The organism is Aquabacterium sp. A08 (assembly GCF_011742065.1).
The window spans coordinates 26188-39838 of the sequence record NZ_JAAQQT010000534.1 but is presented as its reverse complement, the minus strand read 5'-3'; the positions used below and the strand labels follow the sequence as shown (position 1 = coordinate 39838).

At 71.5% G+C, this 13651-nt stretch carries 13 protein-coding genes; 5 read left to right on the top strand and 8 right to left on the bottom strand.

The genetic code is table 11. The features are described from left to right. Positions 1-600, top strand: a 600-nt coding sequence (locus tag HA630_RS04235; protein ID WP_371809193.1) for a glutamate 5-kinase, incomplete at its 5' end; no start/stop codon positions are given. 17 nt (positions 601-617) lie between these two features. Here HA630_RS04235 and HA630_RS04230 read toward each other — a convergent pair. Both HA630_RS04230 and HA630_RS04225 read right to left on the bottom strand, forming a co-directional pair. Next, the gene (locus tag HA630_RS04230; protein ID WP_166832606.1) at positions 618-1139 is read right to left on the bottom strand and encodes a CNP1-like family protein; all 522 of its coding nucleotides are present in this window, start codon (positions 1137-1139) and stop codon (positions 618-620) included. Next, positions 1136-1819, bottom strand: coding sequence for an RNA pyrophosphohydrolase (locus tag HA630_RS04225; RefSeq protein WP_166832604.1), 684 nt, complete (start codon positions 1817-1819; stop codon positions 1136-1138). The genes HA630_RS04230 and HA630_RS04225 overlap by 4 nt, the downstream gene beginning before the upstream one ends. Positions 1820-1949: 130 nt before the next feature. Between HA630_RS04225 and HA630_RS04220 the strand changes: the two genes are divergently transcribed. From HA630_RS04220 to HA630_RS04210, 3 genes are all read left to right on the top strand, one after another. Beyond that, positions 1950-3695: a proline--tRNA ligase gene (locus tag HA630_RS04220; protein WP_166832602.1), complete on the top strand. Its 1746-nt coding sequence runs from the start codon at positions 1950-1952 to the stop codon at positions 3693-3695. Positions 3696-3733: 38 nt separating this feature from the next. Then, entirely contained in the window at positions 3734-4387 is a 654-nt protein-coding gene (locus tag HA630_RS04215; RefSeq protein ID WP_166832600.1) for a lytic transglycosylase domain-containing protein, read from the top strand. A gap of 166 nt (positions 4388-4553) precedes the next feature. Next, positions 4554-7553 carry a transglycosylase domain-containing protein gene (locus HA630_RS04210; protein WP_208299957.1) on the top strand — a complete coding sequence of 1000 codons (3000 nt, stop codon included), beginning with the start codon at positions 4554-4556 and terminating at the stop codon, positions 7551-7553. Between the two features lie 15 nt (positions 7554-7568). On the opposite strand, the gene HA630_RS04205 is transcribed toward HA630_RS04210, so the two are convergent. The 5 genes from HA630_RS04205 to hemA form a co-directional block, all read right to left on the bottom strand. After that, positions 7569-8567, bottom strand: a complete 999-nt coding sequence (locus tag HA630_RS04205) for an AAA family ATPase (protein WP_166832596.1) — start codon at positions 8565-8567, stop codon at positions 7569-7571. Between the two features lie 100 nt (positions 8568-8667). Further along, a complete protein-coding gene (gene grxD / locus HA630_RS04200; RefSeq protein WP_166832594.1) occupies positions 8668-8994 on the bottom strand; it encodes a Grx4 family monothiol glutaredoxin in 327 nt (108 codons plus the stop codon). A gap of 87 nt (positions 8995-9081) precedes the next feature. Beyond that, entirely contained in the window at positions 9082-9996 is a 915-nt protein-coding gene (prmC, locus tag HA630_RS04195) for a peptide chain release factor N(5)-glutamine methyltransferase (RefSeq protein ID WP_166832592.1), read from the bottom strand. A gap of 35 nt (positions 9997-10031) precedes the next feature. After that, positions 10032-11147 (bottom strand): peptide chain release factor 1, encoded by a 1116-nt coding sequence (gene prfA, locus HA630_RS04190; protein WP_166832589.1) that lies wholly within the window; start codon positions 11145-11147, stop codon positions 10032-10034. Between the two features lie 59 nt (positions 11148-11206). Beyond that, positions 11207-12484, bottom strand: a complete 1278-nt coding sequence (hemA, locus tag HA630_RS04185) for a glutamyl-tRNA reductase (protein WP_166832587.1) — start codon at positions 12482-12484, stop codon at positions 11207-11209. Between the two features lie 63 nt (positions 12485-12547). On the opposite strand from hemA, the gene HA630_RS04180 reads away from it, so the two are divergent. Continuing rightward, the gene (locus tag HA630_RS04180) at positions 12548-12829 is read left to right on the top strand and encodes a hypothetical protein (protein WP_166832585.1); all 282 of its coding nucleotides are present in this window, start codon (positions 12548-12550) and stop codon (positions 12827-12829) included. Positions 12830-12865: 36 nt separating this feature from the next. On the opposite strand, the gene ugpQ is transcribed toward HA630_RS04180, so the two are convergent. Continuing rightward, on the bottom strand, positions 12866-13612 hold the full coding sequence (ugpQ, locus tag HA630_RS04175) for a glycerophosphodiester phosphodiesterase (protein WP_166832583.1): 747 nt from the start codon (positions 13610-13612) through the stop codon (positions 12866-12868). Positions 13613-13651: the final 39 nt, after the last annotated feature.

Below are 13651 nucleotides of genomic sequence, written 5' to 3'. Positions count from 1 at the left end.
AAAGGCCTCTACACCGCCGACCCGCGCAAGGACCCGGCCGCGCAGTTCGTGCACGTGGCCCGCGCCGGCGATCCTGCGTTGGAAGAGATGGCTGGCGGCGCCGGTTCGCGCGTGGGCACCGGCGGCATGATCACCAAAATCCTGGCGGCCAAGCGGGCCGCCGGTTCAGGGGCGTCCACCGTCATCGCCTGGGGCCGCGAACCGCGCGCCCTGCTGCGCCTGGTGGCGGGCGAGCCCATCGGCACCTGCCTGGTGGCTGACACGCCCAAGCAGCAGGCGCGCAAACAGTGGATGGCCGACCACCTGCAGCTGCGCGGCGCGGTGACGGTGGACGACGGCGCGGTGGCCAAGATCGTGCAGGACGGCAAGAGCCTGCTGCCCATCGGCATGACCGGGGTGGAGGGCGATTTTTCGCGCGGCGATGTCATCGCCATCCGCGACGCGCGCGGCGCCGAGGTGGCGCGTGGCCTGGCCAACTACGCGGCCAGCGAGGCGCGGCTGCTGTGCCGCAAGTCCTCGGCCGACTTCGAGCGCTTGCTGGGCTACGCCGCCGAGCCCGAGATGATCCACCGCGACAACCTGGTGCTCACCCGGGGCTGAGCCCCGAGCGGGCCGGGTCAGCGGTCGCTGCGGCCCTGGCGCAGGTCGCGCAGCATGCGCGCCACCGGCGCGTTGGGCGTGGGGCCGTCGCACAGGCCGCTGCGGGCCAGCACCAGCGCCGGCCGCGACGCGTGGTTGGCGTACAACTTGCGCCATTCCGCCCCGCTGGCCAGCCGCCACTGGCCAGGCTGTTCGCCACTGGCCGGCGCCCAGCGGGCGTAGGTTTTCACTTCGGCGGTGGCGCAGCGCAGGCCTTCGTACAGGGCGTTGACCGCGCCCGAGGGGCTGCTCGCCACCATCACGTAGCGCACCACCGCGTCGGGGCCGATGCTCAGGGTGTTCGGGTCGATGCCGTAGCGGAGTTCGCTGCCCGTCGACACCTGGAAGCCCAGCAGCCGGGCGCTGTCGAAGGTCGGGGCCTCGGCCACCTCGGCCTCCTGCCAGACTGGCGCTTCCTCGAAAGTCTGCGCGTGGGCGCAGGCGGCCGCACCCAGCAGCGCGGCGGCGCCAAGGGCGCGGGTCAGGGTCGGAAGGGTCATCGGGCAAGGGGGCCAGCGGGGCTGGCGTGCAGGTCGGCAGGGGCCTGGGTCGGGTGTTGCGGGTTCGGGTCGAAGCTGGCCCCGGGGGGCAGTTCCAGGTGCAGCGGAATGTGCAGCGGGTGGGCCGCGTCCGCGGTGGTGGGGTCGGCCCCGGCGTGGCCCCGTGGGCGGGCATTGCCGCGCAGAAAGCGGTTGCGGTGTTCGGGGGGGCGCGGCAGAAAACGCGACAACTCCTGCAGCGCCATTTCGTAGACGCCGCGCTTGAATTCCACCACCACGTCCAGCGGCACCCAGTAGTCGTTCCAGCGCCAGGCGTCGAATTCCGGGTGGTTGGTGGCGCGCAGGTTCAGGTTCCAGTCGCCGCCCATCAGGCGCAGCAGGTACCAGATCTGTTTCTGCCCCTTGTAGTGACCGCGCGCATCCCGACGGATGAAGCGGTCTGGCACTTCGTAGCGCAACCAGTCCCGCGTGCGGGCGACGATGGCCACGTGTTCGGGGCGCAAGCCCACCTCTTCGTGCAGTTCCCGGTACATGGCCTGTTCGGGGGTTTCGCCCCGGTCGATGCCCCCTTGTGGAAACTGCCAGGAATGGGTGCGGATGCGTTTGCCCCAGAACACCTGGTTCTTCTGGTTGAGCAGAATGATGCCGACATTGGGCCTGAAGCCGTCTCTGTCAAGCATAATCAACCCCAAATTTCTAAACTGTCTCGATTATGCATCGTCGAGGTGCGCTTGGGTAGCGTGTCCCGGGGTAATCCCGCAGTCGCCGCCGCTGGCCACCGAGGCCGTGCCCGGTCGCACCCGAGCCCCCATGAAAGCCTCCCAATTCTTCATTTCCACCCTCAAGGAAGCCCCGGCCGACGCCGAGGTCGTCAGCCACCGGCTCATGACCCGCGCCGGCATGATCAAGAAGCTCGGCGCCGGCATCTACACCTACATGCCCATGGGTTTGCGGGTGGTGCAGAAGGTGGAAAAGATCATTCGTGAAGAAATGAACGCGGCCGGTGCGGTGGAGCTGACCATGCCCGTGGTGCAGCCGGCCGAGCTGTGGCAGGAAACCGGCCGCTTCGACAAAATGGGCCCCGAGATGCTGCGCATCCAGGACCGGCACGAACGCGACTTCGTGCTGCAGCCCACTTCGGAAGAGGTGGTGACCGACATCGCGCGCCAGGAGTTGCGCAGCTACAAGCAGCTGCCCAAGAACTTTTACCAGATCCAGACCAAGTTCCGCGACGAGCGCCGCCCGCGCTTCGGCCTGATGCGCGGCCGCGAGTTCGTGATGAAGGACGCCTACAGCTTCGACCGCAGCCCCGAAGCCGCGCAGGCCAGTTATCAGGTGATGGCCGCGGCCTACCGCCGCATTTTTGACCGTTTCGGCCTGACCTACCGCGCCGTGGCGGCCGACAGCGGCGCCATCGGCGGCGACCTGAGCGAGGAGTTCCAGGTGATTGCCGCCACCGGCGAGGACGCCATCGTCTATTGCCCGGCCAGCGACTACGCCGCCAACATCGAAAAGGCCGAGGCCCTGGCGCCGCAAGGCCCGCGCCCGGCCGCCACCGAGCCGCTGACCCAGACCCCCACCCCGGGCAAGAGCACCTGCGCCGAGGTGGCCGAGCTGCTGGGCGTGCCGCTGGCGCGCACCGTCAAGTCGCTGGTGCTGGCCACCGACGAGATCAACGAGCGCGACGAGATCGTCAAGAGCACCGTCTGGTTGCTGCTGTTGCGCGGCGACCACGACATGAACGAAGTGAAAGTGGGCAAGCTGCCGGGGCTGGACCTGGGCTTCCGTTTCGCGACCGAGGCCGAGATCGTCGACCACTTCGGCGCCAAGCCCGGCTACCTGGGGCCGGTGGGCCTGCGCAAGCCGGTGAACGTGGTGGCCGACCGCGAGGTGGCCATCATGGCCGACTGGATCTGCGGCGCCAACGCGGTGGATACCCACCTGACCGGCGTGAACTGGGGCCGCGACCTGCCCGAACCCGACCTGGTGGCCGACATCCGCAACGTGGTGGCCGGAGATTTGTCACCCGACGGCCAAGGGGTGCTGGCCATCGAGCGCGGCATCGAGGTGGGCCACGTGTTCTACCTGGGCACCAAGTACAGCCGCGCCATGAACGCCACCTTCCTGGACGAAGACGGCAAACCCAAACCGTTCGAGATGGGCTGCTACGGCATTGGCGTCACCCGCCTGCCGGCGGCCGCCATCGAGCAGAACCACGACGAACGCGGCATCATCTGGCCCGACGCCATTGCCCCGTTCACCGTGGTGGTCTGCCCCATCGGCATGGACCGCAGCGAGGCGGTGAAGGCCGCCGCTGAGCAGTTGCACGATGAACTGGCCGCGCTGGGTGTGGACGTGCTGCTGGACGACCGCGGCGAGCGCCCCGGCGCCATGTTCGCCGACTGGGAGTTGATCGGCGTGCCGCACCGTGTCACCATCGGCGACAAGGGCCTGAAAGAAGGCCAGGTGGAGTACCAGCACCGCCGCGACGCGGCCGCGACCAAAGTGGCCGTGGGCGAGGTGCTGGCGCTGCTGAAAGGGCGTTTGGGCCTGTGAGGCCCTGCGGCAAACGCCGCGCCCAGGAGACCGAAGACATGGCGCAAGCGGAGCAGGGTGTGGATGGCACGGGCCGCCGCGCTTGCCTGGGCTGGGGTCTGAAGGCGGTGCTGGCCGGCGCCTGGCCGCTGGGCTGGGCCGGGGCCGCGCACGCCGGCGGGCAGCTCGAAGAACCCCTGGCCGATTCGGTGCGCCTGGCCTTGCGGGCGGCGGTGGAATTTGCCGGCCCGCCGGAACTGGAATTTGCCAGCACCGACGCCCGCCTGCAGTACCTGCGCTGGCTGGGCGACACCAGCCCCAAACTGCAGCGCCGCAAACCCGAGTTGCAGACCCGGGTCGAGTTCCTGCAAACCGTCTGGTACGAGAGCAAGCGCGCCGGGCTCGACACCGCGCTGGTGCTGGGCCTGATCCAGGTCGAAAGCGCGTTCCGCAAGTTCGCCATCTCGCGCGTGGGGGCGCGCGGCTACATGCAGATCATGCCGTTCTGGTCCCGCGTGATCGGTGACGGCGACCCGGCCAAGCTGTTCCACCTGCAGACCAACATCCGCTTTGGCTGCGTCATCCTGCGCCACTACCTGGACCGGGAAAAGGGCGACCTCTACCTGGCGCTGGGCCGTTACAACGGCAGCCGCGGCCGGGCCGAATACCCCAACGCCGTGTTCGCCGCGCAGCGCCAGTGGCGTTTGGCCTGAGGCCGGGCTCCGGCCCCGAAAGTCGCCATAATTGCTGCGTTGCAGCAACCGCGTCCTCGCCATGAAATTCCGCCGCGCCACCCGGGAGGGCGCGCCACCCGCACCCAGTCCAGCCCCTGCGTCAGCTGAACGACGCCGCTGGCGCTGGGCCCTTCTGGCGGGCGCGTTGCTGCTGTTGGTGGGCGCGGGCCTGGCCTGGGAGGCGCACACCTCGCAGCTGCAGGCCCGTTGGCTGAGCCGCCATGCCGCCACCCTGACCCATCGGGTGGAAGACGGCCCGAGCGACCGCATCCGTTTTCCCGCGCACGGCCCTTTCGACGAGCGCCTGGGCTACACCGACATCCCCGGGTTCACCGAGCGGCTGCAGGCGCGCGGCTTTGCCCCGGTTGCGCAGGCCCGCCACAGCCCGGCCCTGCTGGCGCACCAGGACCGCGGGCTTTTTGCGCCCTACCCCGAAAAAGCCCAGGCCGGCCTGACCGTGCGGGACTGCCGCCGCGCACCCCTCTACACCTTCCGCTACCCTTTCCGCCAGTTCGCGGCCTTCGACGCGGTGCCCCCGGTGCTGGTGCAGGCCCTGCTGTTCATCGAAAACCGCGACCTGCTTGACCCCGAGCGGCCCACCCTGAACCCGGCGGTCGACTGGGTGCGTTTCACCCGGGCGGCGCTGGGGCAGCTGGGCCGGCAGATCCACCCCGAGGTGGATGCCCCGGGCGGCAGCACGCTGGCCACGCAGATCGAGAAATACCGCCACTCGCCCGGCGGCATCACCCACGATGGGCGGGAAAAGCTGCGGCAGATGGCCTCGGCCGCGATCCGGGCCTACCAGCAGGGCGCGTCCACCCTGCCCGTGCGGCGCCAGACGGTGCTGGACTACCTGAACACCGTGCCCTTGGCGGCCGCCCCGCGCCATGGCGAGGTGCACGGCCTGGGCGACGGCCTGTGGGTCTGGTTCGGCACCGACCTGGCGCGGGTGCAGGCCCTGCTGGCCCCCGAAGCCCCCCCGCCTGGCGACCCGGCCCTGGACGCCGAACGCGGCCAGGTGTTGCGCCAGGCGGTGGCCCTGATGATTGCCCACCGACGGCCGGCCTGGTACCTGGGCCAAGGCCGCGCCGACCTGCAGCGCAGCACCGACCAGCACCTGCGCCTGCTGGCGGCCGAAGGCCTGCTGCCGGCGGCCTGGCGCGACGCGGCGCTGGCCCAGCCCCTGGTGTTCCGCGACATGGCGCGCGACCCGGCGTGGCTGCCGGTGCAGACCGACAAGGGCAGCGCGGCGGTGCGCAACCGATTGGCCGGCTGGCTCGGCACCTCGCTCTACCGGCTGGACCGGCTCGACGCCGACCTGGGCAGCACCCTGCATGCGCCGCTGCAGGTGGCGGTGTCCGAGCACCTGGAGCGCCTGTCCGACCCCGAATTTGCCCGCAGCCAAGGCCTGTGGGGCGAGCGCCTGCTGCAGCCCGCCACCCTGGCCGACGTGCGCTACAGCTTCACCCTGTGGGAGCGCACCGCACAGGGCAACCAGGTGCGGGTGCAGACCGACACCACCGGCCAGCCGCTGGACATCAATGAAGGCAGCAAGCTTGAACTGGGCTCCACCGCCAAGCTGCGCGTGCTGGCCACCTACCTGGAGCTGGTGGCCGAACTGCACGAGCGCCTGGCCCCACTGCCCCTGGACGAATTGCGCGCCTACGCGGTGGACCGTCAGGACAGCCTGGGCCGCTGGGCCGTGGCGCACCTGCTGGCGGCGCAGGACCGCGGCCTGCCGGCCATGCTGGACGCGGCGCTGGAGCGGCGCTTTTCCGCCAGCCCCGCCGAAAGCTTCTTCACCGGCGGCGGCGTCCACACCTTCGGCAACTTCAACCGCGACGACGACGCCCGCCTGCCCACCCTGCGCGAGGCGATGCAGGCCTCGATCAACCTGCCCTTTGTGCGCCTGATGCGCGAGGTGGTGCGCCACACCATGTACCAGGTGCCCGGCAGCACCGCGCGGCTGCTGGAAGACGCCGGCGACCCGCGCCGGGGCGACTACCTGGCCCGTTTCGCCGACCGCGAAGGCCAGACCTTTCTGCGCCGCTTTTGGCGCAAGACCGAGCAGCGCGGCCCCGACGGCTGGCGCGACCAACTCTTCGACGGGCTCGGGGCTTCGGCGGAGCGGCTGGCCGCGGTCTTCCTGTACCTGGAGCCCGAAGCCCCGCCGCCGGCCCTCGCGGCCTTCCTGGCCGAGCGCCTGGGCGACCGTGCCCCCGCTCCGGTGCGGGTGGCGCAGCTTCACGCCCGCTACGCCGCCGGCGCCATGGACCTGCCGGACCGGGGCTTTGTGGCCCGGCTGCACCCCCTGGAGCTGTGGCTGGTGGCCTACCGCCTGCGCCAGCCCGAGGCCACCCTGGCCGACGCCGTGGCCGCCAGCCGCAGCGAACGCCAGGCGGTGTACCGCTGGCTGTTTCAGACCCGTGCCAAGAACGCGCAGGACAGCCGCATCCAGACCATGCTGGAGGTGGAGGCCTTCGGCGACATCCACCGGCGCTGGGTGCGCCTGGGTTACCCCTTCGCCCAGCTGGTGCCGTCGCTGGCCACCGCGCTGGGCAGCTCGGGCGACCGGCCCGCCGCGCTGGTCGAACTCATGGGCATCATCCAGAACGGCGGGGTGCGCTGGCCGTCGCGCCGCATCACCGACCTGCGCTTGGCCGCCGGCACCCCCTGGGACACCGCCTACGGCCCGGCCCCAGCCGCCGGCGAGCCGGTGATGGCGCCCGAGGTGGCCGCTGCGCTGCGGCAGGCGCTGTCGGAGGTGGTGGAGCGCGGCACCGCGCGCCGGCTGGCCGGGAGTTTGCGCACCGCCGCCGGCGAAGACCTGTCGCCCGGCGGCAAAACCGGCACCGGCGACAACCGGGTGGTCGTGGCCGGGCGCAGCGCCTACGCCCTGAACCGCACCGCCACCTTTGTGTTCTACCTGGGGCCCCGCCATTTCGGCAGCCTCACGGCCTACGTCGTGGGGCCCGAGGCGGCGCGGCACCGCTTCACCTCCGGCCTGCCGGTGCAGATCCTGCGCTCCATGGGGCCCCTGCTGCTGCCGCACCTGGACCCGGCCCAGGGTGGCAGCTGCCCGGTGCCGGACCGCGATCCGCCCGCCGCGGGGGCGAACGGGCCCGACGCCCCGCCGGCCGGTTGAGGCCGGCCGCAGGGCTTATTGCAGAAAGCCCAGGCGGGTCTTGCCCGCGCCGTTGCGCGGCAGGTCGGCCACCTCGATGGCTTCGCGCCGCGACAGCCGGGCGTTGCCGAAGCCGGTCATCAGCGCCCGGCGCATCTCGCGCGGGGCCAGGCTGGCCAGCTGGTCCAGCACGTCGTCGGCCGGTTCCTCGGCGAACAGGCGGCCCCAGTCGTGCTCGCCGCGCAGGCCCTGGTAAATCTGGCGGGCGATCTGCCGCGCCGCCTCCAGGTCGGGCGCGTCGATCTGGAACACGTTCATGCGGTTGAGGATGGGCTCGGGGATGCCGCGCTCGTCGTTGGCGGTGGTGATCCAGATCACCTGGCTGGCGTCGATCGGCACCTCGGCGAACTCGTCCACGAAGCGCTGGGCGGTGTCGTGTTCCAGCAGGCTGTAGAGCGCGCCGAGCGGGTCGTACTGGGCGTCGGCGCTGGCCTTGTCGATCTCGTCCACCACGATCACCGGGTTGGCGTACTGACCGTCCACCAGCGCCTCGAACACCTTGCCGGGCTTGGCGCCTTTCCACTGCGAGGACGAGCCCGACAGCAACCAGCCGGCGGTCATGGAGCTCATGGGCACCAGGCTCATGGTGGTGCCGAGCAGGCCGGCGAGCTGGTGTGCGAAGTGGGTTTTGCCCACCCCGGGCGGCCCCAGCAGCAGCATGGGCGTGAGTTCGAGGTGGTCCTGGCTGTCCTGGCTCAGGGCGACGTGGCGTTTCACGTCGTCCAGCACTTCACCGAAGTTGGGCAGCTGGCCGTAGAGCGGTGCCATGTCGGGCACGCCCGAGGGCTTGACCGCGAAGCGCTGCGGACCGCGTTCCAGCATGCGTTCGTACACGCTGCGCAGGCCGTCGTGTTCGCGTTCGTGGCCCTGCTGCAGCTTGGCCAGCTTGCGCTCGACGTCGTCGGCGCTGAAGACGCTGCGCATGCGGGCAATGGGCAGCCCGAGGGAGGGGACGGCGAGGCTGTGGGAGCTCATCGGGTTCTCCTGTTCGACGGTGTGTGTCCATTATTCAAGCACACGCCGTGCCAGCGCTCAACGCTGGAAAAACCCGGGCTCCCGGTGTTGTTTTCGCGCCTCAGGCGGCGGGGCCGCCGATCACCTGCTGCAGCTCGCCCGACTCGTACATCTCCATCATGATGTCGGAGCCGCCGATGAACTCGCCGCGCACGTAGAGCTGCGGAATGGTCGGCCAGTTGCTGAATTCCTTGATGCCCTGGCGCACTTCCTGGTCTTCCAGCACGTTGACCGTGGTCAGGGTGCGCGGGTCCACGCCGCAGGCTTTCAGGATCTGGATGGCGCGACCGGAAAAACCGCACATGGGGAAGCTGGCGGTGCCTTTCATGAACAGCACGATGTCGTGGTTCTGCACCAGTTGGGCGATGCGTTGCTGGGTGTCGCTCATGGGTATGCTCCTGGGGGCCGCCGCGCGGGGTGGGCGGCGGGGGTCAAACAAAGATGCGGCATTATCCCCGCAGTGGCTTGCCCCCGTTCAGGGGGCGGCTTGGGGCGCGACCGGCGGCAGCCAGCGGCCGCCGGTGCAGCGGCGGTGGCCGGCCAGGTCGTGGCGGTGCGCCACCGCGGTGTAGCCCTGGGCGCGCAGCAGGTCGGCCACGGCGTCGGCCTGGTCCCAGCCGTGTTCCAGCAGCAGCCAGCCGCCCGGGCGCAGGTGGGCCGGCGCTTGGGCGGCGATCTCGCGCAGGTCGGCCAGGCCGTCGGGGCCGCTGGCCAGGGCGCTCAGGGGTTCGTGGGTCAGGGCTGCCAGGTGCGGGTCGTCGGTGCGGAGGTAGGGCGGGTTGCTGACGATCAGGTCGAAGCGGTCGGGCAGGGCGGGGCCCTGCGGGTGCTGGGCCCGGGTTTCGGCCTGTCGCAATGGCCAGTCGCGCAACCAGGCCCCGCGCAGGGTGCGCACCGGCAGCTGCAGGCGGCGGGCGTTGGCCTGGGCCACGGCCAGGGCGTCGGCGCTGGCGTCCAGCGCCCAGACCTGGGCGTCGGGCCGGCGGTGCTGCAGCGCCAGGGCGATGGCGCCGCTGCCGGTGCCCAGGTCCAGCACGCTGGGGTGCCCGTGTCCGTCCAGCACGTCCAATCCCCAGTCCACCAGGGTTTCGGTGTCGGGCCGGGGGTCGAGCACGCGCGCGTCCACCTGCAGGGTCAGGCCGTGGAATTCGCGCTGCCCGATCAGGTAGGCCACCGGTTCACCGGCCAGGCGGCGCTGGCACAGGGCGTGGAAGGCGGTGGCCACGTCGGCGGGCAGGGCGTCGGTGTCGTGGGCGATCAGCCAGGCCCGGTCGTGCGGCGAACGGCCGAGCCGGTGCAGCAGCAGCAACTGGGCGTCCAGCCGGTCCAGACCGGCCTGGCGCGCGGCGTGCAAGGCCTGCTGCACCGTGGGGGGGGTGGTCTGGGTCATGCGGCGGGTGGCTGGGGGCGGGGCGGGGCGGGGCCTCAGGCCAGGGCGCCGAAGCGCGCGTCGTTGGCGCTGGTTTCCAGTGCGGCCATCAGCTCGGCGCCGCGCGCCAGTTGCAGGGCGTGGATCACCTCGTCCAGGTCACCCTCCATCACCTGCCCCAGCTTGTACAGCGTCAGGTTGATGCGGTGGTCGGTCAGCCGGCCCTGCGGGAAGTTGTAGGTGCGGATGCGGTCGTTGCGGTCGCCGCTGCCGATCAGGCCCTTGCGCTCGGCGGCCTCCTGGGCCGCGCGTTCGCTGCGTGCCTTGTCTTGCAGGCGGGCCTGCAGCACCTGCAGCGCCTTGGCCTTGTTGCTGTGCTGGCTGCGGCCGTCCTGGCATTCGGCCACCAGGCCGGTGGGCAGGTGCACCACGCGCACGGCGGAATCGGTCTTGTTGATGTGCTGGCCGCCGGCGCCGCTGGCGCGGAAGGTGTCGATGCGCAGCTCGGCCGGGTTCAGGGTGATGGCGGCGGCCTCGTCGGGCTCGGGCATGACGGCCACGGTGCAGGCGCTGGTGTGGATGCGGCCCTGGTTTTCGGTGGCGGGCACGCGCTGCACGCGGTGGCCGCCGGACTCGAAGCGCAGGCGGCCGTAGGCGCGGTGGCCTGCGATGCGCAGCACCAGTTCCTTGTAGCCGCCCAGTTCGCTGGCCGACTCGCTGACGGTTTCGACCCGCCAGCCCTGGCGTTCGGCATAGCGGGTGTACATCCGGGCCAGGTCGCCGGCGAACAGCGCGGCCTCGTCGCCGCCGGTGCCGGCGCGGACTTCGAGGAAGGCGTGGCGCTCGTCGTCCGGGTCTTTGGGCAGCAGCAGCGCCTGCAGCTCGGGCTCCAGCGCGTCCAGCGCGGCCTGGGCGCTGGCGATCTCTTCCTGCGCCAGGGCGGCCAGTTCGGGGTCGGCGTCGGCGGCCATGACCTGGGCCTCGCGCAGGGCGGTTTCGTGCGCCAGGTACTGCAGAAAGGGTTGCACCACCGCGTCGGTGTCGGCGTGTTCGCGCGTCAGCTGGCGGAAACGCTCCATGTCCCCGGTCGCGTCGGGCGCGCTCAGCAGGGCGTCCAGCTCGTGCAGCCGCAGGCGCTGGCGTTCTAGGGTGTCGCGGACGAAGGGTTTCATGGGGCGGTGCCGAAAAAGGGGGGGCGGCCGGGCGGGCCGCGCGACGGGGCCGGGATGGGCTAGGCCCGGGGGCCGCCGCGCAGGAACAGGCGCGCCACCGTGTCGGCGGTGTGGGCGCGCGTGTGTTCGTCGCCGGCGTGCAGTTCGGCCAGGGCGCCGTGCAGCATTTTCTGGGTCAGGCCGCGGGCCAGGGCTTCGAGCACCGCGTCCACGTCCTCGCCCTTGGCCAGCAGTTTGCGGGCGCGCGCCAGCTCGGCCTGGCGCCAGGCGTCGGCCTGGGTGTTCAGGTCGCGGATCAGCCCGACCACGCCGGCGCGCGGGTCGCGCTGCTGCATCCAGTGCATGAAGCTCTGCACCCCGGCGTCGATGATGGCCTCGGCCTGTGCCACGGCGGCCTGGCGGTGGTCCTTGCCGGTCTGCACCACGCTGGCCAGGTCGTCCACGGTGTACAGGTACACGTCGTCCAGGCCCTTGACCTCGACCTCGATGTCGCGCGGCACCGCCAGGTCGACCATGAACATGGGCCGGTGCTTGCGCTTTTTCAGCGCGCGCTCCACCGCGCCCAGGCCGATCAGCGGCAGGGTGGAGGCGGTGCAGCTCACGACGGCGTCGAACTCGTGCAGGCGGTCGGGCAGGTCCGACAGGCGCAGCACCTCGGCGCCGAAGCGCCCGGCCAGGCTTTCGCCGCGCTCCAGGGTGCGGTTGGCGATCGCCATGGCCTTCGGGTTTTTGGCCGCAAAGTGGGTGGCGGCGAGTTCGATCATCTCGCCCGCGCCCACGAACAGCACCCGGATGTCCTGCAAATCCTCGAACAATTGGCCGGCCAGGCGCACGGCGGCGGCGGTCATGCTGATGGAGTGGGCGCCGATGTCGGTGCTGCTGCGCACCTGCTTGGCCACGGCGAAGCTGCGCTGGAACAGCTGGTGCAGGGTGGTGCCCAGGGCGCCGGCCTCGTCGGCCACGCGCACCGCGTCTTTCAGCTGGCCCAGGATCTGGGCCTCGCCCAGCACCATGCTGTCGAGCCCGCTGGCGACGCGGAAGGCGTGCCGCGCGGCTTCGCCTTCCTGCAGCACGTAGGCGTGGTCCAGCAGCTCTTGCGGGCTGACGCCGCCGGTGTGGGCCAGCCAGTGCACCGTGGGCTCCAGCGCCAGTTCGTCGCTGGCGCAGTAGATTTCGGTGCGGTTGCAGGTGGACAGCAGGGTGGCCTCGGGCCGGCGTGCCAGGGTGGCTCGAAAGCGCTCCAGCGTGGGCGGCAGCTGGTCGAGCGCGAACGCAAACCGCCCGCGCAGATCGAGCGGAGCGGTTTGGTGGTTGATGCCGAGCGCCCAGACAGCCATGTGCCCGGATTATAAAATTTCCTGTCGATACACAGAGGACGCCCGCCGACCGGGTGAACACCGATGGGCGTTTGGGGTTTTGTGCTGCACCTGCTGAATTTCGTGGCACCGGCCGTGGCGGTGGCCGGCCTGCTCTCGGCGGCCGTGGTGGGTCCGCGCGGGCTGGCACTGTGGGGGCCCCGTGCGCGGCGCTGGGCCCGGGTCTGGGCGGTGCTGGCCGCCGTGGGCGTGGCGGTGCTGCTGGCCGGGCTGGTGCTGCACGGCCGCGACGGCAAGATGAGCACCTACGCCGCGCTGGTGCTCGCCACCGGGTCGGTGGCGGCGTGGTGGCGCGGCCGGCGCTGAGGCGCTGGCTTCGCTTGCCTGGGCGGCCCCGCGGCGTCAGGGGCGGAAACGGTCCACCCGGTCAGTGATCAGGCTGTCCACCCCCCAGCGCCGCAGGGCCTGGGCCCGCGCCGCGTCGTTGACGGTGTAGGCCAGCGCGTGCCACCCCAGCGCGTGGGTCTGTTGCACGCGCCCGGCCGTCCAGAGGCTGGCTTCGGCCACCAGGGCACAGGCCTCCAGGGCCGACAGCGTGTCCCACACGCCGGGCCACCAGGCGTCCACCAAAAGGCCGCGCGGCAAGGCCGGGGCCACCGCCTGCGCGCCCGCCAGGGCCTGCGGGTCGAACGAGGTGAGCAGCGGCCACGCCTCGGGGTGGTCGGCCCAGAGCTGGCGCGCCTGTTGCGCCACGGCGCGGCCGGTCGCATCGCCTTGCCCCACCGGGGGTTTGATTTCCAGGTTCAGGCGCACCCCTGCGCTCAGGCTCCAGCGGGCGGTCTGGGCCAGCGTGGGCAGGCGTTCGCCGCAGTGCGCCGGGCTGTGCCAGGCGCCCGCGTCCAGTGCCGCCAGTTCGGCCCACGGGCGGACGGTGGCCGGGCCGTGGCCGTCGGTGGTGCGGTCCAGGGTGGCGTCGTGCAGCAGGAAGGCCACGCCGTCGGCGCTGAGCTGCACGTCGCATTCGACCATGCGGTGGCCCCGCCGTGCGCCCTCGGCGAACGCCGCCAGGGTGTTTTCCGGCGCCAGGCGGCCCGCCCCGCGGTGGGCGATCCAGCGGGGAAACGGGCAGGAAGCGGGGGTGGCAGGCATGCCCCGCCATTGTCGCGCGAGGCCCTGCCGCCAGTGTTG

Excerpts from the sequence above, each read along its gene's own strand:
- HA630_RS04215 (WP_166832600.1), top strand. The coding sequence starts at position 3,734 with ATGGCGCAAGCGGAGCAGGGTGTGGATGGCACGGGCCGCCGCGCTTGC.
- HA630_RS04220 (WP_166832602.1), top strand. The coding sequence starts at position 1,950 with ATGAAAGCCTCCCAATTCTTCATTTCCACCCTCAAGGAAGCCCCGGCC.
- prfA (WP_166832589.1), bottom strand. The coding sequence starts at position 11,147 with ATGAAACCCTTCGTCCGCGACACCCTAGAACGCCAGCGCCTGCGGCTG.
- HA630_RS04180 (WP_166832585.1), top strand. The coding sequence starts at position 12,548 with ATGGGCGTTTGGGGTTTTGTGCTGCACCTGCTGAATTTCGTGGCACCG.
- hemA (WP_166832587.1), bottom strand. The coding sequence starts at position 12,484 with ATGGCTGTCTGGGCGCTCGGCATCAACCACCAAACCGCTCCGCTCGAT.
- grxD (WP_166832594.1), bottom strand. The coding sequence starts at position 8,994 with ATGAGCGACACCCAGCAACGCATCGCCCAACTGGTGCAGAACCACGAC.
- ugpQ (WP_166832583.1), bottom strand. The coding sequence starts at position 13,612 with ATGCCTGCCACCCCCGCTTCCTGCCCGTTTCCCCGCTGGATCGCCCAC.
- HA630_RS04205 (WP_166832596.1), bottom strand. The coding sequence starts at position 8,567 with ATGAGCTCCCACAGCCTCGCCGTCCCCTCCCTCGGGCTGCCCATTGCC.
- HA630_RS04225 (WP_166832604.1), bottom strand. The coding sequence starts at position 1,819 with ATGCTTGACAGAGACGGCTTCAGGCCCAATGTCGGCATCATTCTGCTC.
- HA630_RS04230 (WP_166832606.1), bottom strand. The coding sequence starts at position 1,139 with ATGACCCTTCCGACCCTGACCCGCGCCCTTGGCGCCGCCGCGCTGCTG.
- prmC (WP_166832592.1), bottom strand. The coding sequence starts at position 9,996 with ATGACCCAGACCACCCCCCCCACGGTGCAGCAGGCCTTGCACGCCGCG.